General features: G+C 57.9%; 18 protein-coding genes. 2 read left to right on the plus strand and 16 right to left on the minus strand.

Annotated features, from left to right (window positions below; genetic code table 11):
* Window positions 1-19 precede the first annotated feature (19 nt).
* From HBN61_RS03020 to HBN61_RS03070, 11 genes are all read right to left on the minus strand, one after another.
* Window positions 20-2,686, minus strand: coding sequence for a DUF4118 domain-containing protein (locus HBN61_RS03020; RefSeq protein ID WP_170046142.1), 2,667 nt, complete (start codon window positions 2,684-2,686; stop codon window positions 20-22).
* 74 nt (window positions 2,687-2,760) lie between these two features.
* Entirely contained in the window at window positions 2,761-3,312 is a 552-nt protein-coding gene (gene kdpC / locus HBN61_RS03025; protein ID WP_169965978.1) for a potassium-transporting ATPase subunit KdpC, read from the minus strand.
* Between the two features lie 18 nt (window positions 3,313-3,330).
* The gene (kdpB, locus tag HBN61_RS03030; protein WP_170046143.1) at window positions 3,331-5,403 is read right to left on the minus strand and encodes a potassium-transporting ATPase subunit KdpB; all 2,073 of its coding nucleotides are present in this window, start codon (window positions 5,401-5,403) and stop codon (window positions 3,331-3,333) included.
* A gap of 10 nt (window positions 5,404-5,413) precedes the next feature.
* Window positions 5,414-7,108, minus strand: coding sequence for a potassium-transporting ATPase subunit KdpA (gene kdpA / locus HBN61_RS03035; protein ID WP_170046144.1), 1,695 nt, complete (start codon window positions 7,106-7,108; stop codon window positions 5,414-5,416).
* 8 nt (window positions 7,109-7,116) lie between these two features.
* Entirely contained in the window at window positions 7,117-7,206 is a 90-nt protein-coding gene (gene kdpF / locus HBN61_RS03040) for a K(+)-transporting ATPase subunit F (RefSeq protein WP_047274123.1), read from the minus strand.
* 362 nt (window positions 7,207-7,568) lie between these two features.
* Window positions 7,569-9,782, minus strand: a complete 2,214-nt coding sequence (locus HBN61_RS03045; RefSeq protein ID WP_170046145.1) for a hypothetical protein — start codon at window positions 9,780-9,782, stop codon at window positions 7,569-7,571.
* Window positions 9,743-9,961 (minus strand): hypothetical protein, encoded by a 219-nt coding sequence (locus HBN61_RS03050; RefSeq protein WP_170046146.1) that lies wholly within the window; start codon window positions 9,959-9,961, stop codon window positions 9,743-9,745. The genes HBN61_RS03045 and HBN61_RS03050 overlap by 40 nt, the downstream gene beginning before the upstream one ends.
* A 538-nt stretch (window positions 9,962-10,499) precedes the next feature.
* Window positions 10,500-12,020, minus strand: coding sequence for a hypothetical protein (locus tag HBN61_RS03055; protein ID WP_170046147.1), 1,521 nt, complete (start codon window positions 12,018-12,020; stop codon window positions 10,500-10,502).
* 48 nt (window positions 12,021-12,068) lie between these two features.
* Window positions 12,069-12,899, minus strand: coding sequence for a hypothetical protein (locus HBN61_RS03060; protein ID WP_170046148.1), 831 nt, complete (start codon window positions 12,897-12,899; stop codon window positions 12,069-12,071).
* A 496-nt stretch (window positions 12,900-13,395) separates the two neighbouring features.
* Window positions 13,396-14,628: a hypothetical protein gene (locus tag HBN61_RS03065; RefSeq protein WP_170046149.1), complete on the minus strand. Its 1,233-nt coding sequence runs from the start codon at window positions 14,626-14,628 to the stop codon at window positions 13,396-13,398.
* A gap of 27 nt (window positions 14,629-14,655) precedes the next feature.
* Window positions 14,656-15,105: a YcgN family cysteine cluster protein gene (locus HBN61_RS03070; RefSeq protein WP_094994057.1), complete on the minus strand. Its 450-nt coding sequence runs from the start codon at window positions 15,103-15,105 to the stop codon at window positions 14,656-14,658.
* Window positions 15,106-15,259: 154 nt separating this feature from the next.
* Here HBN61_RS03070 and HBN61_RS03075 point away from each other — a divergent pair, with 154 nt between their 5' ends.
* The gene (locus HBN61_RS03075; RefSeq protein ID WP_170046150.1) at window positions 15,260-15,853 is read left to right on the plus strand and encodes a nitroreductase family protein; all 594 of its coding nucleotides are present in this window, start codon (window positions 15,260-15,262) and stop codon (window positions 15,851-15,853) included.
* Window positions 15,854-15,937: 84 nt separating this feature from the next.
* Here HBN61_RS03075 and HBN61_RS03080 read toward each other — a convergent pair whose 3' ends face one another.
* The 3 genes from HBN61_RS03080 to rnd all read right to left on the minus strand — a co-directional run bounded on the left by HBN61_RS03080 (window position 15,938) and on the right by rnd (window position 18,421).
* On the minus strand, window positions 15,938-16,870 hold the full coding sequence (locus tag HBN61_RS03080; protein WP_170046151.1) for a D-2-hydroxyacid dehydrogenase: 933 nt from the start codon (window positions 16,868-16,870) through the stop codon (window positions 15,938-15,940).
* 127 nt (window positions 16,871-16,997) lie between these two features.
* Window positions 16,998-17,291 carry a YcgL domain-containing protein gene (locus tag HBN61_RS03085; RefSeq protein WP_047274112.1) on the minus strand — a complete coding sequence of 98 codons (294 nt, stop codon included), beginning with the start codon at window positions 17,289-17,291 and terminating at the stop codon, window positions 16,998-17,000.
* The gene (gene rnd / locus HBN61_RS03090) at window positions 17,288-18,421 is read right to left on the minus strand and encodes a ribonuclease D (RefSeq protein ID WP_170046152.1); all 1,134 of its coding nucleotides are present in this window, start codon (window positions 18,419-18,421) and stop codon (window positions 17,288-17,290) included. Before rnd ends, HBN61_RS03085 begins: the two co-directional genes overlap by 4 nt.
* Before the next feature lie 299 nt (window positions 18,422-18,720).
* Here rnd and ampC point away from each other — a divergent pair, with 299 nt between their 5' ends.
* Window positions 18,721-19,869, plus strand: a complete 1,149-nt coding sequence (gene ampC, locus HBN61_RS03095; protein WP_170046153.1) for a class C beta-lactamase — start codon at window positions 18,721-18,723, stop codon at window positions 19,867-19,869.
* Here ampC and HBN61_RS03100 read toward each other — a convergent pair.
* Complete coding sequence (locus HBN61_RS03100; RefSeq protein ID WP_169965986.1) at window positions 19,866-20,501, minus strand: class I SAM-dependent methyltransferase; 636 nt, start codon at window positions 20,499-20,501, stop codon at window positions 19,866-19,868. The two genes, ampC and HBN61_RS03100, sit on opposite strands and share 4 nt — an antisense overlap.
* Before the next feature lie 174 nt (window positions 20,502-20,675).
* Window positions 20,676-22,055: a glutamine synthetase family protein gene (locus HBN61_RS03105; RefSeq protein ID WP_094994062.1), complete on the minus strand. Its 1,380-nt coding sequence runs from the start codon at window positions 22,053-22,055 to the stop codon at window positions 20,676-20,678.
* Window positions 22,056-22,483: the final 428 nt, after the last annotated feature.

Raw genomic sequence — 22,483 nt, forward strand, 5'->3', positions numbered from 1 at the left:
CGAAGAGGCGCGAAGAATATCAGGGTTCACGGGGCGGCTCTTCCCCTTCAGGCTGAGGCTGTTCAGGCAGCGGCAAATGCAGGGTGATGCAGGTGCCGCGCCCCTCGATGCCCTCGCCCACACTGATGCGCCCGCCGTGGGCGCCGACCATGCCCTGACAGATCGCCAGCCCCAACCCCGTGCCTTGCCCGCCCCGGTCGCCGCGGGCTGCGGTGTAAAACATGTCGAAAATCTTCGCCCGGTCTTCTTCCGGGATACCGGGGCCCTGATCGCTCACGGCAAACCACAGTTCCTGTTGATTGGCCCCCGCCACCAGTTGCAGTACGCCCTGAGGCGGCGAGAAGCGCGCGGCGTTTTCCAGCACATTGATCAGCGCCTGCTCGATCAACGCCGCGTGGATATGTAACAGCGGCAACTGCGGCGCCACATCGACCTGTACCTGTAATGGCGCGAGCACAGCCCGCAGCCGATTCAACGCACTGCCGACAATGTCGGCCGGTGACACCCAGTCGCGGGCCAGCTTCAAGGCGCCGTGGCCCAGGCGGGTCATGTCCAGCAGGTTCTGGATGTAACGATCCAGACGCTCGGCCTCGTCACGGGTGCCCTCCAGCAACTCGCGGCGGTCGTCCAGCGGGATCGCCTCGCCCAGCGCGAGCAACGTATCAATGCTGCCGCGCATGGTGGTCAAGGGCGTGCGCAGGTCGTGGGACACGGAGGCCAGCAAGGCGCTGCGCAATTGTTCGGTTTCACCATGCAAGCGTGCGGCTTCAAGGTCTTGGGCCAGTTGCGCGCGGGCCAGCGCTTGCGCCAAAGGCTGGCTGAGGGCCATCAGCAAGCGCCGCCGCTGACCACTCAAGGCTTGGCCTTCTTTCGGGCTCACGCCCAGCAAGGCCAATGGGCCGTCGTCCACGGTCAGCGGCCACCACCACCAACGGCCCATCGGCAATGTGCCCGTGCCTTTGCCCGCCGGTTGCTCGTGGCTCCAGGCCCAATCGGCGGCGGCGCGCTCGGCTTCGTTAAATTGCAAAGGCCCGCCGGTTTCCACCGTCCAGCCGCCGCTGCCATCGCGATTGAGCAGGCACAGGTTGAGCTCTTTCCAGCCGCTCAGGTGCTGGGCGGCGGCATTAACCACCGCTTTACGGTCAGTGGCGGCCGTCAATTTGCGTGACAGGTCCAGCAGTTCGCTGGTTTCTTGCTGGGTCTCGCGCAACGCTTGCAACTGACGGCGCTGACGGGCCGCGAGGTTGCCGGTCAGGGCAGCCATCAACAGGAAAAATACCAGCGTCAGGACGTCTTCTTCGCGCTGGATACTGAACGAGAAATTCGGCGGAATGAACAAAAAGTCATAGGCCAAAAAGGACATCGCCGCACACGCCAGCGCAGGCCCCAGGCTGCTGCGCACCGCGACCAGCAGCACGGCCGCCAGAAACACCATCGAAATATTGGGCAGCGCCAGCACACTGGACACTCCCCAGGCCAACGCACTGGCCAGTACAGTCGCCAACAGCGCCAGACCGTAGTCGAACCACACCAGCGACCCCACGTGCCGGCGCGGCCTGGCATCCGGCGCCTGCTCGTTGTCGAGCACGTTGATTTCCAGCCCGTGGGCATCGCACAACAATCGCGAGGCCAGCCCGCCGCCGAAGACTTTCCTGCGCCAACTGGGCCGCGACTGGCCCACCAGCAGCAAACTGGCGCGGCGCTCTGCGGCGTGCTGAATCAGGGTTTTCGCCACTTCTGCGGCACGCAGCAACACCACTTCGCCCCCCAGACGTTCGGCCAATTGCTGCGCACTTTGCAGGCGCAAACGCGCCTGCTCGTCACGTGCACGCCCGTTGTCGACATGCACCAGACTCCACGGCAAATGTCGCCGCTCGGCCACCCGGCTGGCGTGACGCACCAGCCGCTCTGCCTGAGCATCCCCATCAATGCCCACCAGCAGGCGCCCGCGCAACGCCGGGGCAGCCTGACCGAGCTGACGATACCCTTTGTCCAGTTCATCATCGACGTACACCGCCGCGGTCTGCATCGCCAATTCGCGCAGGGCATTGAGGTTGGTCTGGGTGAAGAAGGCATCGATGGCCGCGCGGGCCTGCTCGGGCACATACACCTTGCCATCGCGCAGCCGCTCCAACAGTTCGCGGGGCGGCAGGTCGATCAGCAACAGTTCGTAGGCCTCCTGCACGATCCAGTCCGGCAGGGTTTCGCGCACGTGCACGCCGGTGATGCCGCGCACTTGATCGTTGAGGCTTTCCAGATGCTGGACGTTGACTGTGGTGTAGACATCAATCCCGGCGGCCAGCAACTCCTGCACGTCTTGCCAGCGCTTGGCATGACGACTACCGGGCGCGTTGCTGTGGGCCAACTCGTCCACCAGTGCCAGCGCGGGCCGGGCCTCCAGCAGGCCATCCAGGTCCATCTCTTCAAGCTGCACGCCCCGGTACTGCGAGCGCACCAGCGGCTGTTGCGCCAGGCCGTTGAGCAGCGCCTGGGTTTCGGCGCGGCCATGGGTTTCCACCACCCCGACCAGCACCCTGACGCCTTGGCGCACGTGAGTGTGTGCCGCCTGAAGCATGGCGTAGGTCTTGCCCACACCCGGGGCCGCGCCCAGAAACACCTTAAGCCGGCCACGGCCGGCCCGAGGCAAATCAGCTAACAACGCATCGGCGCGACCGGAATCTGTCATGTCTTTACCTATTCAAATGGAGAGCAACGCAGCCGTTGCCGCAACAGGCGGCAGCGACTGCGGGGGCAGGTGACTCAGGGTTTGAGCTGCGCCAGTGCCCGGTTCAGGTTCAGCACGTTCACCACCGGCGGCCCTACCCACGGCTGCTCGATATGTGCCTCGAGCAGTTGCTCCACCGTTTGCACCGGCAGGCCACGGGCCGCGGCCACACGTGGCAGTTGATAGCGTATTGCCTCAGGTGGCAAGTGCGGATCCAGCCCGCTGGCCGACGTGGTGAGCATCGCCAGCGGCACTGGCCCCTGTTCGGGCACGGCCCATTCGGCGGCACTGTCCTTGACCCGCGCCGCCAGCGCCGGGTTGCTCGGCGCCAGGTTGCTGGCCGCGCTCGACACCGTGGCATACGCCCCGGCCGAGGGACGTGAATGAAACCATTGTTCGCCGGTGAAGGCTTGGGCGATCAACTGCGAACCGCGCACGCTGCCATCCGCATCGCGCACCAGACTGCCATTGGCCTGGTCGGGAAATGCCAGTTGCGCAATCCCGGTCACGGTCAGCGGGTAAATCACCCCGGTAATCGCCGTCAACAACACCATCAGGCTCAGGGCTGGACGTAAAAGAGTAGCCATGTTGCGTTCCTCCTCGGGTTAAACCAGGTGCAGCGCCGTGAGCAGCATGTCGATCAGCTTGATGCCCACAAACGGCACCACCAGCCCTCCAAGACCGTAAATCAGCAGGTTGCGACGCAGCAGTTGCGCAGCGCTCGCCGCCTGCACCCGCACGCCGCGCAAGGCCAACGGGATCAGCACCACGATAATCAGCGCGTTAAACACGATCGCTGAAAGAATGGCGCTCTGCGGGCTATTGAGGTGCATCACGTTGAGCACGCCCAGTTGCGGGTAGATCGTGGCAAACAGCGCAGGCAAGATGGCGAAATACTTGGCCACGTCGTTGGCAATTGAGAACGTGGTCAGCGCGCCCCGGGTCACCAGCAGCTCTTTACCGATCTGCACCACATCCAGCAACTTGGTGGGGTCGCTGTCGAGGTCGACCATGTTGGCGGCTTCGCGGGCCGCCTGGGTGCCGTCGTTCATCGCCATGCCCACGTCGGCCTGCGCCAGCGCTGGCGCATCGTTGGCGCCGTCGCCGCACATCGCCACCAGACGGCCGTCGTTCTGTTCCTGGCGGATGCGCGCCAGCTTTTTTTCCGGTGTGGCTTCTGCCAACACATCATCGACCCCCGCCTCGGCCGCGATTGCTGCGGCGGTCAGCGGGTTGTCACCGGTCACCATGACCGTGCGAATCCCCAGTTTGCGCAGTTCGGCAAACCGCTCGCGGATGCCCGGCTTGACCACGTCCTTGAGGTGAATCACGCCCAGCAGCTTGCCTTGCACGCACACCAGCAACGGGGTGCCGCCGCTTTGGGCAATTTTGTCGATTTCACGGGACAAGGCCGGTGCGACGTCGTCACGTTTGAGGCCGACAAAGGCCAGTACCGAATCCACGGCGCCCTTGCGGTACACGCGCATGTTGTAATCGACACCTGACAGCCGCGTTTCAGCCGTAAACGGCACCGCTGTGATGTCATGCGCCTCGGGCTCGGGCAGTGCGTGCAGCCCACGGATGAACTCGACAATCGACTTGCCCTCGGCCGTGTCGTCGGCCAGCGACGCCAACAGCGCGCCCTGCGCCACCTCCATCGCAGTCACGCCGGGCGCCGCGTACAGCGCGGTGCAGCGACGGTTACCAAAGGTGATGGTGCCGGTCTTATCCAGCATCAGCACATGCACGTCACCCGCGGCTTCCACCGCGCGGCCTGACTTGGCAATCACATTCAGGCGTACCAGCCGGTCCATGCCGGCAATGCCGATGGCCGACAGCAAGCCGCCGATGGTGGTCGGGATCAATGTCACCAACAGCGCGACCAGAAACACCAACGGCAGGCTGCCCCCCGCAAAATAGGCGAAAGGTTGCAAGGTCACGACCACGATCAAAAAAATCAGGGTCAGGCCGATCAGCAGAATATCCAGCGCCACTTCGTTGGGGGTTTTCTGGCGTTTGGCGCCTTCGACCAGCGCGATCATGCGGTCGAGCGTCGACTCCCCGGGGTTGGCGCTGATCTGCACCAACAGCCAGTCCGACACCAGCCGCGTGTTGCCCGTGACGGCCGAACGGTCACCGCCCGACTCGCGGATCACCGGAGCGGACTCGCCGGTAATCGCTGCTTCGTTGACCGCAGCAATGCCTTCAATCACTTCGCCGTCACCGGGGATCATCTCCCCGGCTTCAACACGCACCACATCGCCTTTGCGCAAGCGCGTGGCCGGGACCACTTCAAAGCTGCCGTTGGCGGTGCGACGGCGCGCACTCAAACCCACACTGCCCGCCTTCAGGCTGTCGGCCCGTGCCTTGCCCCGGCCCTCGGCCAGGGCTTCGGCGAAGTTGGCAAACAGCACGGTAAACCACAGCCACAGTGCGATTTGCAGCGCCACGCCGGTGGACACCACAGGGTCGGGCAGCACGCACAAAATCGTGGTGAAGATCGCCGTCAATTCCACCACCAGCATCACGGGCGAGCGCTTGAGCTGACGCGGGTCAAGTTTGACGAACGCTTGCAACAACGCCGGACGCCACAGGTCGGCAAACGCGGTTTTCGGTGACGCGGGCGCCTGAGTGGCAGGCGCAGGCGTCAGGGTTTTAACAGGAGCTGGCATGCTCATCATCGTGTCCTCAGAAGCCCGGAATCAGTTGTTCAGCGATAGGGCCAAGGGCCAGTGTCGGCAAGAAGGTCAAACCGCCCACCAGCACGATGGTCATGGTCAACAGCACCACAAACAGCGGGCCGTGGGTGGGGAAGCTGTCCTGCCCTACGGGTGCGGTTTTCTTCATCGCCAAACTCCCGGCCAGTGCCAGTACCGGCAGGATGTAGCCGAAACGGCCGATCAACATCCCCAGCCCCAGCATCAGGTTGTAAAACGGCGTGTTGGCATTTAGGCCGGCAAACGCAGAACCGTTGTTGGCACTGGCCGAGGTAAAGGCATACAGCACTTGACTGAAACCATGGGCACCCGGGTTGCTCACCGACGCAACGGCACTCGGCACACTGGTCGCCAACGCACTGAGCACCAGCACGCCCACCGGCATCACCAGCAGCGTGACCACCAGCAGTTGCACCTCTTTGGCTTGCAGTTTTTTGCCCAAGTACTCGGGGGTACGGCCAATCATCAAACCGGCCAGGAACACGGCAATCAGCACGTTGAGCAACATGCCGTAGAGACCGGCGCCTACCCCGCCGAAGATCACTTCACCCACCATCATGTTGGCCAGCGCCACCATCCCGCTCAGGGGGTTGAGGCTGTCATGCATGCCATTAACCGAACCGTTTGACGCAGCGGTGGTAGTCTCGGTCCACAGCACCGTAGCGGTGGTGCCAAAACGCACTTCCTTGCCTTCCAGCGGGGCGCTGTGTTCAACCAACGGGCTGTTGAGCGCAGGGTTGGGTTGAGACTCTGCATACAACGCCGTGCCGCCGCCGACCAGGAACAACGCCAGCATGCAGGCGATGATGGCCCGGCTTTGGCGCAGGTCCTTGACGTAATGGCCAAACATAAACACCAGCGCCACGGGAATCAGGATGATTGACGCCACTTCAAACAGGTTGCTCCAGGCTGTCGGGTTCTCGAACGGGTGCGCCGAGTTGACCCCAAAAAAGCCACCGCCATTGGTGCCCAGTTGCTTGATCGCAATTTGACTCGCCGCCGGGCCGAGCGGGATGACCTGATCCACACCCTGCACCGTCACCGCACTGACATAGTGCGCGAAGGTTTGCGGCACGCCCTGCCACACCAGCAGCAACGCCAGCACCAGGCACAACGGCAGCAAGCCGTAGAGCGTGGCGCGGGTCATGTCGACCCAGAAATTGCCCAGCGTACGGGCCGACCGACGGCTAATACCACGGCACAAGGCAACCAATACCGCCAGGCCGGTGGCCGCACTGACGAAGTTCTGCACAGTCAGGCCAGCCATCTGGCTGAAGTAACTGAGTGTCGCTTCGCCGCTGTAGCTCTGCCAGTTGGTGTTGGTGACAAAACTCACGGCGGTGTTGAACGCCTGCGTCCACTCCTGCCCCGGCAACTGCTGCGGGTTGAGCGGCAAATACTGCTGCAACAGCAAAATCGCGAACAGCAACACAAAGCCTGCGAGGTTGAACGCCAGCAACGCCAGCGTGTACTTCTGCCAGCTTTGCTCATCGCCCGGATCGACCCCGGCCACCCGGTAACAGACCTTCTCGACCGGCCCGAACACTGGCGTCAACCACGTGCGCTGACCTTCCATGACCTTGTAATAAAAACGTCCCAGCCAGGGCGCAGGCAGCAACACCAACGCGAAAAAGGCCAGCAACAGCCCATAGTCATAACTGTGCATACCCGCTCCTAATTCCGATCAGCGCGCAACAGCGCCACCAGCAGATAAACGAACAGCCCCACTGCCAACAGCAGCGACACCCCATCCAGAATGCCCATCGACGTGCTCCCCAAAGCGGCGATTGCCGCGTGTGGGGAAAGTGTGGGGTTCAGGGGTGTAAAGGATCGAGATCGAGGGGGATGCGGGGGCGTAAAGAAGGTGTAAAAGATCGCGTCAATGTCAGCTTCAATAAAAGTCTGGTGTTCTATACGAGGGCTGGAGTCGGCTGAATGACGTCGCCCTGCAGGGATGAACGTATCGCTAATGTTGCAAGCCTCTCAGGGTCAGTACGACGTGTTTTCGAGCGACGGTTAGACAAGGCGAAAACAGGCGAGGACACGAAGTTTACGGGCTGTAAATGAGCATTCCAAGCCTGTTTTCAACACCGCATAATCGAGCGCAGATACATTTCATACAGAGCCTAATCAAGACGCGACAGCCGAATAGACCTATTCACCGATTCGATAATTTCGACGTAGCGGGACAGCGGTAAGGGCACCGCCATAATGCCATACACCGTAATAACCCCTGGTATTTCAAAGACGCCGGATATAACAGCCAAACTACCCACAGGAATAGTATCAGGCTCAGTATAAACGCCAGTACATTCATCAATATCCCCCACACCCGCCAACAGTGACCATTTAACAGATTCAACGGGGCCTTCGTTACCCAAGAGGAGAAACGTTACACACCCCTGCGCAGGATCACTGGATTCATCTATGACAACAGGCAAGGACGCGAGTCCAGTTTTCACGAGAATGCTATAAATGTAGACGGCCGATACAGAGTCCCTCAATTCAATAATGTCCACTGGGTAAGCAACTTCAGGATCAATATGAGTGCCAGCCCTATATAAACGGTGATTGATTTCACCCTCGACTTCTTCCAGTGTGGACCCCCAAGACGACGTCACAACTCGGAACGAAAGCATTTCATCACGTAGCGTTACCCCCTGAATTAGCTTTGTGTTGCCGGGCTCACACGTAAAATAAATATCGTCGGTCTGGATAGACGTGTGCATGACCGAAACCAACGTCGAATTTATGACAGGAACACCCTTCAGCGTGCCCTGAACGGTGACCATGACAGTCAGGGAATCTTTTTTAAGTTGTGTGTGAGCAGGCGCATGGTACAGACCCTCAAGGATTTCACCGATCTCACCCGTTTCACCGTCCACATCTCGTACCGTCCAGACAGGATTGGTCAATGGGGGCGTAACCGAAAACTGTAACTGACTCCCTGCTTCAATGGTCGTGTTCAAGGGGGCTATTGCGACCGTTGTTTTAAGGGGGGTGATATCACCGAAAAGAACAAGGTCCCCTGGCAAAAATGCCTGAGTCACCTGCATTGCATTTTGCCCAGGAAATAACAAATTTCGAATAAAGAACGTATCTATCGATGGGATTTTGAAACCAGAAATAACATTATCCAGTAGCCCTTTCAGAACCCTGATAATTATTTTTTTGTTCTCCTCCTTTCCATTGTAGTTCCAATAATCGCCCCCATCACTTAGAAAATTTACCGCGACATTGCTCTCCTCAACGTTGGCTCTGCTAAAACTGACCACGCCACTCAACTCATCAAGCTGAATTTCAGACCTCAACACAACGCTGTAATTATAGTCAAAGTTGATAGCCTTTCCCTTATCGGGATTCCCATGATGGATCACATACTGGTGTATACCGCTGGTGCTCCACGTCACACGCAAGCGTGTTCCCTTACTGTCCACACTTACGCGCAGCCTATTGAGATCATCGTGCGCGAGCGAATATTCCAAGCCCTGGAGACGTATGCGAGCCGCCATCAGTGCAGGGTTCCCTTGATGGTCCTGGCCTGTGAAGAGAAACGGAGCTTCCACAGGATTAGCTACACCTGCACCCGCCTCTGCCTTTAACGTATTGGCGACATCACTGCCGATAGCGTCAGGGGCCAACACCAGTCCCAGACCAATCGCGCGCTCCAGTTCAGGCTTGATGAGTTTCTGCATAAAAAGTTTACTCGACAGCAGCAGAGTGGCGGTATATTGAACGCACTTGTTGCCGCTCGGAATCAAGTAGATACTCGAGTCACTTGGATACGCAGTACCATTTACCCCGTCTTTCAACGTTATGAACAACATGACCGCGCCGTCACCGTACTCGAGCGAATATTTCAATGCATCAGGTACTGATGCGCGCGTTTTGATCTCGAAACTGACAGGCGTCAAAACACCATTAAAATCCCCGATCAAATTGCCCAAGGGAAAGCGCTTTTGCTCGGTGCTCAGGCTTCCAACGTACGCTTTGAACATCATTCCGATTTCACGTTGAGCCAGCGCACCCACCACAAAGTTCGCGTTGAAGTTATCAGCATATTGCAGATCAATCACAACTTCCCCTGCCTCACCTACCTCACCCTTGGTAATGAGTTGGTCCATCCATAACTGTGGCCCACCAACCGGCAAAATAGTGCTAATTCGCGAAACATAGCGAATGCCGCCCGCCAGGGTTTGAGTAGTGACAATCATGCCCCCGATCATGTCCAGGGTAAGGCGAACTCGGGGTGGATCCTCGGGCTTTGATATTTCAAAGGACAGTTTGGGGGCACTGAACTTTAAATTATAAAGATGCTCAACATAACCTTGATCCCCCATGGCATATCCATCGATGCCGGTTCAATAATGCCAGCCCCCGTATTATAGCGTTCAACATACAACTGATAGAGCAGTTCGTTTGTCTTGCGCTGGTCATACAACACCAATGCGTCCCAACCACTCGAACAGGACTTGCCTTGCATGGCTACTATGAGCTCCGCCAATGGCAACTTACTCATCGTGCAATCCCCAATCTCATTAACTGCGTGAAAGCAATGACCGTACGAAGTCCTTCAACGTCTTGACACCGTCACCCGCCGCACACGCTGTAACATGCACATCACCACAACTGCCTGAGTAAAACCGTATAAAACCAATGACTCAGCGACAGTAACATCAGTGATAAAAACCCTGTATTGACCCGCCGGTAGGGAAGGCCGATCGAAGAGCACTAACATGACTATTGAGTGGTTTACGCTATTCAAGGAGTTTCCCGGCCTGACGACCGAGAGGTGTATTGGACCGAGTGAATCTACTGACGGGGTAATATGTTGCGCATGCTAACGCTCTCTCGGCTCTGTACGACATGTATCTGCGCTCGATTAAGCGACATTGAAAACAGGCTTGGATGCTCATTGACAGCCCGTAAACTCCGCTTCCTCGCCTGTTTTCGCCTTGCCTAACCGTCGCTCGAACAAATGCCGTAAGACCCTAAGTACGCACTGCCTCGACTGAAGAAACCCATCGCCTTGCAGCCACGAACTTACGTCGAATATTCTAGGCATTTAAACTAGGAATCGACCGCCGAACAGACGTATTCACTGAATCAATAATGTCAACATACTTGGACAGCGGTAAGGGCACCGCCGTCGTTCCAGACAATACAAGCCCTTCAATTTTAAAAACGCCGGCTATCACTGCAAAACTGCCCACAGGAATAGTGGCGGGCTCAGTGTAGACGCCAGTCGCTTCATCAATCTCGCCCTCGCCCGTCAATAGAGTCCACTTAACATTTTCCATAGGTCCTTCATTCCCAAACAGGTTAAATTTCACATACCCCTGCTCAGGATTACTTGATCCATCTATAATAACAGCTAATGGAATGATACCCGCCTTCATGATAACGATATGAATATAAGCTTTTGTGCTACCCGAACTCACCTCAATCACATCTACCGGGTAAGGAACGTCAGGATCCATCTTAGTACCGGCATAATAGGTACGTTGATTGGGCTCATCGGGGACCTGCTCCAGCGTGGACCCCCACGCTGAATTCACAATAGTAAATTCAAGGACATCATTATTGAGCGATGAAGCCTGAAGAATCTTTGATTCTCCAGTATCACAGGTTAAATACATATCCCTGACCTGAATAGCACTGTGCATGACCGAAACCAATGTTGAATTTTTAACAGAAACCCCACCCAGCTGGCCCTCGACCGTCACCATGACAGTAAGGGACCCGTTGTTAAGTTCGGCATATGCAGGGGCCTGATACAGCCCTGAAACGATAGTACCGACTTCATCAGCTTCATCGTCCACATCTCGCACGGTCCAGATAGGGTTGTCTAAAGCAGGCGTCACCGAAAACTGTACCGTAGTGCCTGCTTCAATGATCGCGTTCAAGGGGGCAATCGCGACAGTTGTTCTAAGGGGGTCGATATGACTGAAAAGCGCAAGGTCACCCGGCAAAAAAGCCTGGGTCAACTGCATAGCATTCTGTTTAGGAAACAACAAATTCCGAATGAAGAACGTATCTATCGATGGGATTTTAAAATCAGGAATAACACTATTAAGCACCGTTTGCACACACCTGTGTATTGTTTTTTCATTCTCCTCCTTTCCGTTATTATTCCAATAATCTCCCCCATCACTTAGAAGATTTACCGCGATATTGCTCTCCTCAACGTTGGCTCTGCTAAAACTGACCACGCCAGTCAACTCATCAAGCTGAATTTCAGACCTGAATTCAACGCTGTAATTATAGTCAAAGTCGATAGCCTTTCCCTTGTCGGGATTCCCATGATGGATCACATAATGGTGTACACCGCTGGCGCCCCACGTCCCCCGCAAGTGTGTTCCGTCACTGGCCACACTTATGCGCAGCCGACTTAAATCATTCTGCGCGAACGTATACGGTAAGTCCTGCAGACGCATATTAGCCGACAATTGTGCAGGGTTCCCTTGACTGTCCTGGCCTGTATAGAGAAACTGAGCCTCCACAGGCTCATCTACACCTGCACCCGCCTCTGCCTTTAACGTATTGGCGACATCACTGCCCACAGTGTCAGGCGCCAACACCAGTCCTCGGCCAATCGCGCGCTCCAGTTCGGGCTTGATGATTTTCTACATAAAGACTTTACTCGACAGCAGCATAGTGCCGGTATACTGAACGCCCTCGCCGTCACTCGGAATCAAGTAGGTACTCGATTCACTTGGATACGTAGTACCATTTACCCCATCTTTCAACGTTATGAGCAGCATGACCGCGCCGTCACCGTATTCGAGAGAATACTTCAATGCATCAGGTACTGATGCACGCGTTTTAATCTCGAAACTGACAGGCGTTAAAATACCATTCAAATCCCCGGTCAAATTACCCAAGGGAAAGCGCTTTTGCTCGTCGCTCAGGTTTTCAAAGTATTCTTTGAACATCATTCCAATAGCACCTTGCGCCAGCGCACCCACCACAAAGTTCGCGTAGAAGTTATCAGTATTTTGCAGATCAATCATAACCTCCCCGCCCTCACCTACCGCCCCCTTGGTAATGAGTTGGTCCATCCATAACTGTGGCCCACCAACCGGTAAGATGGTGTTAATTCGCGAAACATACCGAATGCCGCCCGACCGTTTGTTCGTACTGACAATCATACCCCCGATCATGTCCAGGGTAAGACGGGCGCGTGGCGAATCTTCGGGTTTGGATATTTCAAAAGACAGTTTGGGGGCACTGAATTTTAAATTATAAAGATGCTCAACGTAACCTTGATCTCCCCAGGGCATGTCCATCGACGCCGGCTCAATAATGCCAACCTCTGAATTATAGCGCTCAACATACAACTGATAGAGGAGTTCATTTGTCTTGCGCTGGTCATACAACACCATTGCATCCCAACCGCTCGTACTGGACTTACCTTTCAAAGCGTCTACGAGGTCAGTCAACTCTAATTTACTCATCACTGCACCCTCTAATTTTATTTACCACGTGAACACAAGGACTTAACGACCCCACCCACATCCTGCATATTCACTAACGCCTCGCACCCAACGACATAAACGTCCAGACGTCTGCCCTATGAGAAAAATTACGCGCCGCTAAAGGCCGGACAACTGTAAAGAAACGCAATGAAAAACCGGCGAGTCAACCCGTCGCTTAACAATAAGCGAGGGATGAAATTCAATAGACCACGGGCTCATTTGTTCCGCGCTATGACAGCCACATCTAATGCCCGAAGTGTTAGTGAGCGCGTCAATGGGTAACTTAAATCCGTAAATGATTAGCCGATGACTACGTTCTACACGCACGCAATGGCTTAAGGTACTAGGAGAAGTGATAGGGTCTATACGAAACAGGACGGTCGTGGCGCCCCAAGAGCGGTCAGTTTTCGGACAGTTGGCTGCGCAACGGACAACTCATGCACGCTGTAAGAAGGGTTGTCTCGGTTCACCAGCCTCACTCCAGCAGCCGGGTATCCAGCACCTCGGATGCGCCGCCCAGCACGCTTTCGCTCAGCTGGATAAACGACGGGGTGTTGACCTTGTCCATGCGCATCAACGCTTGGCTCACATCGTCCAGCGAACGCTTGCTATGGGTTTGCAGACGGATTTCGCGGTCCAGCGCCTGCAACAGCGTCACCGCTCGCGCCACCGCCGCCGGATTGGCCTGCGCGCCGCGCAACCGCGTGACGCCTTTGCCGGTCGCATTGAGCTTGTGCTGCAACGTCTGATAACGCTCGTCGCTCATCCCGCCTGCGCGGCGCATCAATTCAATGGCGTAATACTCGCTCAGCCCTTGGCTGATCCAGTCATGGCCCGGCTCTACCTGGATGCCACTGAACAGTTGCACCACTTCGCGCAACAACGGGCTGCTGCCAGACTCGCTGACCATCGGCAACGCGCTGCTCAGGTAAATGGAGTTGCGGTCGGCGCTGGCGCCTTTCCACATCGGGCTGCCCGCACCCACGATCAGTAACTTGGGCGGGTTGCGCGGGAACACTGCTTGCACCTGCGGCCAGACGAACGTCAGCAGCGTCAGAACGTCCATACGCCGCATGCCTTGCCCTTGCGGCGCGGCAACGGTGACCTCGGTTTCGCCCAACGTGGTGCGACGGCTGCCCAGCGTGCCCGCCAGCATCCACCCGGTTGGCCGATCAAACAAACGCGACACGTCATCAATACGGAAACGGTTTTTACCGATACGCGGCCACGCTGTTTCGACACTTTTCCAGCCGTCGGGCAAGACGAACGTCAGCCGCGACACCAGCTCGGTACCGTCCTGCTGATCGAGGCTGGCAGGCGGCACCAGTTGCTCGCCACGGAACAACGCCCACTTGGCCGTGGAATAGGTGTCGAAACTGCCGTTCTTGAAGGGGTGATTGAGGCGAACCCGGTAACTCAGACTGGCGGTGCCTGACGCGGGATGCCACACGCCACGGCTGTGTTGCGGGTCAGCAGTGAGCTGCCAGCCGCCATCGGCCTTGAAGTCGCTGTAGCTGCCGGTGGCGCCAAGGTCAAAATCCAGGCTGCGCACGGCTGAGCCTTCAGCCAACGTCAGGCGCACGTCGGCCTGGCCGGTCTGCGGCATCAGGCGCACGTGGTAATCCAGATTGACTTTTTGCGCAGCCCACAACGGGCTGCCGAGCAGTGCAATCAGGAGTCCCAGAGGTAGTTGGTAACGCAGCGGCATACACACTCCTTGCGACCGCTCCGGGCGTTAACCGGCGCGGAAAATCAGGTGATCTTCCCAGTCTTCTTCCGGCACGCTGCCTTCGGCCAGCATGCGTCCCGATTGCGAGATGCGCTCGTGATGCACCGCATCCGGATCACCGCATACCAAGTGGTGCCACAACGGCAAATCCTTGCGCTCGCTGACCAGGCGGTAGCCGCAGGTGGGCGGTAGCCATTTGAACGCTTCTGCCTTGCCCGGCGACAGTTGAATGCAGTCCGGAACGGAATCACGTCGATTCGGGTAGTCAGTGCACTGACAGGTTTTCAGGTCGAGCAATTTGCAGGCAATGCGCGTGTAGTAGACGCTGTTGTCGTCTTCATCTTCGAGCTTTTGCAGGCAGCACAGGCCGCAGCCATCGCACAGCGACTCCCATTCCTCCTGATCCAGTTGATCGAGGGTTTTGCGGATCCAGAACGGTTCAACTTTTGCGGCCATGGCTCAAACATCAACATCGGGAAATGGAAAAGGCCGCCAGTCTAGTGCCCAAGGCCCCGCGGGCCAAGGGCTTGTCGTCAGACTTGTCAGCTCGATGGCATAACAGTAGCTTTGCGCCTACGCTGAACCGCGAAAATCAACTCAGGTATCGAGAATGACTGCTAATACCCGCATCGCCGATCACGCCATTCATGAGCAATTCACCCAACGCTGGTCACCCCGCGCCTTTACCGATGCAACCATCGATAAACCGACCCTGATGAGCTTTTTCGAAGCCGCACGCTGGGCGCCCTCGGCTTACAACTCGCAGCCGTGGCGCTTTCTGTTCGCGCTGCGTGGTACGCCGACGTTTGATCGCTACCTGAGCTTGCTGGTGGAATTCAATCAGGGTTGGGCCAAGCACGCGGCCGCGCTGGTGGTGATTGTGTCGAAAACCACCTTCGCCGCACCGGGCACCACCGAAGAGAAACCTTCACCCACTAACGCGTTCGATACCGGCGCAGCCTGGGGCCATCTGGCTTTGCAAGCCCACTTGAGCGGCTGGCACACCCACGGCATGAGCGGGCTCGATTACGAGCGCGCCCATAAAGAACTGAAAATCCCGGAAGGCTATGCCGTGCAAGCCATGGTGGCGATCGGCAAGCTGGGTGACAAAGCGACGCTGGTGGATTACCTGCAAGCCAAGGAAGTGCCCAGCCAGCGTGAGCCGCTGAGCAAATTAGTCGCTGAAGGTGATTTCAACCTATAAGCGATTGCGCTGTGGCAGCCGCATACCGCGAGCGTTTGACCTGACAATTAAACGCTCGCGCTGCCCGGCAGCCACTACAGACTGTTAATAGCCGCGCGTGAAATCCACTTCGCCACGCATTGGCTGCCCCGCCTGAAACGCACGCAGATTGTCGACGAACAGTTGCACCATCAACGACGGTGAAGTCGGTGCCGAACTGTGACCCGTCAACAACAGGCCCCAAGCGGTCCAGAACGGATGCTTGGCGGGCAATGGCTCTTGCCGGCAAACGTCAATCACGGCGGCTGCAATATGGCCAACCCGCAACGCTTCAACCAGGTCCGCGTCCACCACGGCGACGCCGCGCCCGGCGTTGATGAAGACCCCGGTGGGGTTGAATTGCGCAAACAGCTCGGCATCGTACAGATCGTGAGTGTCCGGCGTGTTGGGCAACAGGTTCACCACGTAATCCACCGCCCCAACCAGGCGCGGCAAATCGTCCAGCGTACCTACCTCCTTGAAGGGCGCCTGTTCACGGGCCGTACGGGCGATGGCATACAGCTCCACGCCAAACGGTTGGAGAAACTGCGCCACGGTCTGGCCAATGTCTCCGGCGCCGACGATCAGCACCTTGCGCCCGACCAGACTCTGGCCCATGCGGTTGTCCCATTTGCGCTCCACCTGACTGACCAGCCGCGCCATGACTTCGCGCTCGTGCCCGAGGATGTACGTGAGGACGTATTCGGCCATCACCTGCCCGAAAATGCCCACGGCACGGGTCAGGCGGTAGTTACGCTGCAAGCCGCCGGCCAACAGCGGCGTGATGCCGGCCCAGGTCGATTGCAGCCACTGCGGTTGATGACCTTGACGCATCAGCGTCGCCAGCAGATCAGGCTGGCCGAACCATACCGGGCAATCGGCCGCCAGACGCGACAGCTGCGCCGAATCGCCACTGGTCAACACGTCCAGTTCAGGCGCTGCCTGTTGCAGCAGGCGTGTGTAAAGGGGGTGGTCATGTTCGGCAATCAGAACGCGCATGCTCGTAACCTTTTTAAAACGCTGCCAGCGGCCGCCGTCGCGGGTTAACGCGTCGAGTTCAGGCACCGCCAATGCAATTGAATCCACTCAGGACAGGTGCCCGCTGCCGGGTACCCGAATCGGGCTTTTACATCGGGTCGTTGCGACGCAATAACTCTTCGGGCAAGTGTTCGATGTATTCGTCTTCGGCCGGTGGCATCTGCAGGTGATAGCCCTGTTTCTCAAGGTTTTCCAACACCACGGCGATGTCTTCGCGCGACAGCTTGCGCTCGGGGGTCAGCACCAGATCGAACGCGTGAATGGCTTTGCCAAACGCCGCCATCAAAGGCTCCGGCACGCGCTCCAGGGCATCGGCCTTGAGCACGTACAAATACATTTCGTTGCGCTTGGTGCTGCGGTAAATAGAGCAAATACGTTTCACGACGGTTCTCCAGCAGTGGCCAGGCTGTCGAGCAGTGCCTGACCCATCAGCTCACGGCGCCATCCGCGCAGTGAGTCCGGCAATTGATAAGGCCCATTGGGGAAGCCGCTTTTGACCAGCGCTTCCAGGGTTTTCTTGCGCAGCATCAGCTCGGGCGCCATGTTCAGTTGTTCGGCATAGACCTGACCCACGGCCCGCAGGCGCTTGATCAACGCAGCGGCCTCCACCGGCAACGGCTCGGGTACGGCAGGTGGCCACTGCTCCGGCGGCAGGCTGCCTGCACGCTTGATCAGGCCGAGCAAAAATTCGCCGTCCTGGCGCACGGTTCGCGGGTGCATGTCTTCAATGCGCGCCAACGACACCAGATTGTCGGGCTGAGTTTTGGCCAACGGCCACAACGCATGTTCACGTACGATCCGGTTACGCGGCAGGTCGCGGACGCGGGCTTCACGTTCACGCCAGGCGCAGATTTCTCGCAACACCGCCAACTGATCGCGGGACAGTTTCCACGCCAGCTTGGCCTCGCGGTACACCTCGTTCGGGTCCACTTCGCGGCGCAAGTTCGCCACCAGTTCAGCACCGTCTTCCAGCACCCAGTTGTACTTCTCATCGGGCAGGCGCGGACGCAACAACACATACACTTCCGCCAGATGTTGTGCATCTTCGGCGGCGTAACTGATCTGGGTTTCGGAGAGTGGGCGTTGCAGCCAGTCCGAACGGGTTTCGCCTTTGGGCAGGTCCAGGTCGAGCACTTCCTTGACCAGGCGCGAATAACCCATTGAGAAGCCCAGGTTCAGGTAAGCGGCTGCCAACTGGGTGTCAAACAAGGGCGCAGGTAAACTGCCCGTCAGGCGCAACAGCACCTCAAGGTCCTCGCTGCACGCGTGCAACACTTTAACCACTGCCGGGTTTTCCAGCAGGGCCGCCAGCGGCTGCCAGTTGTCGATGGTCAACGGGTCAATCAGGTAAGCGCGCTCCCCGTCGCCGATCTGAATCAAACCGGCAATCGGGTAAAAGGTGTCGACCCGCATGAATTCGGTGTCGAGGGCTACGAACGGCAAATGCTGCCATTGGGCGCAATGTTGACCGAGGCTATCGTTGTCGCGAATCCAGTGAATATCGATGGCCACACGGCTCTCCCTTGAAGAATGGCGCGCAGTATATATCGGCATCAGGCTGTTACGGCGATTGACTGACAAACTTGCTGACGAAAATACCTACATGGATTTGGGTGTCTACCTTCTCGCGCGCTCTCTTTAAACGTAGCGTTTGTGCCGGCTCCCGCATCGCACAGCAGTGCGCCCATGACTTAAGCTGTGATGCGATGCGCCAGACTGACGTCATTTTGAAACATCCCGAGACAAGGCGGTCTTGCAACACGCCTTCCCTCCCCGCCTGATGCCAACCTTTCATCGAACAGGACGCCGGTATGCGCCAATTGTTGAAACGCACCGCTACTGCCTTTTTACTGGCAGGCTCAAACGCCATGGTATTACCCGCCATGGCCAGCCCTCTCGACGCCACCGTGCAGGAAGCGGCCAACGCCGTCATGCAGGCATACAACGTGCCTGGTCTGGCTATCGGCATCAGCGTCAATGGCAAACAACAGTTCTACACCTACGGCGTCGCATCAAAAGCGGACGCTACCCCTGTGACCGCCGATACGCTGTTCGAAGTGGGCTCTATCAGTAAAACCCTGACCGCGACCCTGGCCGCTTACGCCCAAGCCAACGGGCAACTGTCGCTCAATGAAACGGTCGGTTCTTATTTGCCCGAATTGCGCAACACCCCTTTTGGCAACGTCACGCTGATCGGGCTGGCCACCCACACAGCCGGCGGTTTTCCATTGCAGGTGCCCGATGACGTTCAAAACGACGCGCAACTGATGGACTACCTCATCGCCTGGCAACCGGCCTACCCGCAGGGAACCCAACGCAGCTATGCCAACCCGAGCATCGGCATGCTGGGCATGATCACGGCCAAACGCATGCACCTGCCGTACACCCAAGCCCTGCAAGATCAACTGTTACCTGCCCTGGGGATGAAAAACAGCTACTTGCAGGTGCCTGCCAGCGAGATGCCCCGCTATGCCCAGGGTTACAACAAAGAAGATGCACCCGTGCGTTTAGCCGGTGGCGTGTTAGCCGATGAGGCCTACGGCCTGAAAACCACAGTACGGGATCTGACTCATTTCGCTGAATTGAACGCAGGCATGGGTCAGGTCAGCAAGACGCTTCGACGTGCGCTCAATGCCACCCATACCGGTTACTTTCGTGTCGGCCCCATGACGCAGGATCTGGTGTGGGAACAATACCCTTACCCGGTCAGGCTTGGGGCGTTGCTCGAGGGCAACGCCAGTCAAATGGTGTATGAAACGCAACCGGTGGTTGCACTTGACCCGCCTCTGGCACCGCAGCGCGAGGTGTGGATCAATAAGACCGGTTCAACCAATGGCTTTGGCGGCTACATTGCCTTCGTGCCAGCCAAAAAACAGGCCGTGGTCATCCTTGCGAACAAAAATTACCCGAACGAAGCCCGGGTAAAGCTGGCTCACACCCTGCTTCAAGCGTTGGATTAGGTTTCCTTGCGCAACACAAAAATGCTGCCCGCTCCCCGGCCGGGGAGCACATCGTATTGTTTGAGAACGCTGAAACCCGCCTCTGAAAACTGAGCTTCAACTTCCTCCTTGGCCACACAAATGCGCTGCGGGTAATGTGAGGATTTGATGCACAGGGAGAGGATCAAGGTGTCACGGCTGACCCGGTGCAATTCGCGCAAAATCGCCAGACGGTGTTCGCTGTCACGCACATGATGGAATAACTGCATGCAAAAAATGCAGTCCACAGCGTTTTCCGACATGTCGATGGTAAACACCGAGCTTTGGAACAAGGTGATACGCGCCAGCAAGCCCGAGGAATGGTGAGTGCGGGCGTGATCCAACATACCCGCAGACGGGTCTGCGGCCAGAATCACCCGGTTGCCGTGTTCGGCCAGCAATGGCCAGAAACGCCCCGCTCCGCACGCCAGATCCAGTACCAGCCCCGGCTCGCCCGCGATTTTCAGCGCGCGCCGGATCAGCGACCGCTCACGCCACCTTGTCAGACGCTGGAGCACGCCTACAGGCCGCACGTCCTGGCACACCTGAGCATGCTCACGGTCGTAGCTTTCAGCAAATTCAAGCTCAATGGTGGAAGGTGGCTGCGATGACATGGCCCGCGAACTCTTGTGGTTTGAAGTTATTCGCAGAAGAGATTAATGGGGCGCCGGTGAAAAAATTGTCAGGAAAGAATGAAAACCTTCGTGGCCCTCCAGGCCGCTTCGCCCGTTGAACCACGCGTTTAGTCCTGACAAGAGCGGCGGATAGCCGCTCCCTCCGTTGGGCGATCAGGCCTGCTGCAAGTACCAGCGCCAGTCCTGCTCGCCCACTTCGCCCATGAACTGTCGGTATTCCGCATTTTTGACCGCCAGGTAGACGTTGAGAAACGCCGGGCCAAACGCCTCCTTGGCCCATTCGGAGCGTTCAAGGGCCCGCAGGGTCGTCAGCCAGTCAGTGGGCAATTGCTCGGCGGCCTGCGCATAACCATTGCCCTCGACCGGGGCGCCCGGATCGCGCTGCTCTCGAATCCCGCGATGTATACCGGCCAGAATGGCCGCAGCGGCCAAATACGGATTGGCATCGGCGCCGCAAATCCGGTGTTCGATATGCCGCGAGAAGGCCGGGCCGCCCGGCACTCGCAGGCTCACGGTGCGATTGTCCACGCCCCAGGTCGCCGCCAGCGGCGCGTAACTGTTGCTCTGAAAGCGCCGATAAGAGTTGGCATTCGGGCAAAACATCAGCAGTGAGTCCAATAAGGTACTGAGCATGCCGCCCACGGCCTGTCTGAGTAGCGGTGTTCCTGCGGGCGCTTCACTGGCGAACAGGTTGTTGCCGTCTTTGTCGGCCAGGCTGACGTGCATGTGCATGCCTGTCCCGGCAAGATCGTCAAATGGCTTGGCCATGAAGCACGCCGCCATCCCGTGTTTGTGCGCCACGCCCTTGACCAGTCGTTTGTAGCGCACGGCTTCGTCCATCGCCTGCAACGCGTCGGTACGATGCTCAAGGGTAATTTCCACTTGCCCCGGCGCGTATTCGGAAATGGCCGTGCGTGCCGGAATGCCTTGCAGTGTGCAGGCACTGTACAGATCGGCCAAAAACGGCTCAATTTGCTCCAGTTCACGCAAGCCGTATACCTGCGTTGCCCGTGGCCGTTGACCGTCGGCATCAAGCGCCGGTTGCGGCCGCCCTTGGCTGTCGCGCTTTTGGTCGAGCAAGTAAAACTCCAGTTCCGCCGCCATCACCGGGTAGTAGCCGTCGGCCTTTAGCCCGTCGATCACTTTGACCAGCAAATGCCGTGGGTCAGCCACAGTGGCGGGCATCCCTTGTTCAGGGTGCATGCTGACCTGCACCGCTGCCATCGGTATCTGGCGCCACGGCATGGGTTGCAGGCTGCCACTCAACGGGTAGGCGCGGCAGTCGATATCACCCACGTCCCAGACCAGACCGGTATTTTCCACATCGTCGCCATTGATGCTCAGGCCCAGAATGGTGCTCGGCAGCGGGCGGCCGCTTTCGTAGACCGCCAGCAGTTCATCGCGGTGTAGCCACTTGCCGCGCGGCACACCGTTGTTGTCGAGGATAAACAACTCAAACATCTCGATATCCGGGTGCAACGCCAGAAAGTCCAAGGCTTCTTGCAGGGGGGCAAACAGGGGGGCGGCACTCATGGGAATACTCGTTAAAAAGGCGTATCAGACAGGCGCGAAGAGGCGCGGTTGATCAACATCAGCCAACACAACGGGTATCCGGGGGGCGCGCATGGCGGCAGTGAAACAAAGCCCAAAACGCAAGTTCACAAGGAAGATCACACAAATCAAGGGTGGCGCAAGGGACAACACCCAGCTGCGGCCGTTCTGAGCGCGCGTACACGCCTGACAGCCACTGATGTTGAATCTCTATAAGGCCAAGCCTCATACCTGCAACCAATACCGAAAAAGTACCTGCAGCCTCCCATGCGCCGCAGCGCGCTTAAATACAGACTTATCAACCTTTGCGTGGCCAACCGCTAAACATATGAAGGGATCTGATCGCGAAGCGATACCGCTGGTCGTGCCCTGATGAACATCTTTTCATCGAACGTATGCATCCACGGCAA

The sequence above is a fragment of the Pseudomonas sp. WS 5071 genome (assembly GCF_012985765.1).
Classification (GTDB): domain Bacteria; phylum Pseudomonadota; class Gammaproteobacteria; order Pseudomonadales; family Pseudomonadaceae; genus Aquipseudomonas; species Aquipseudomonas lundensis_A.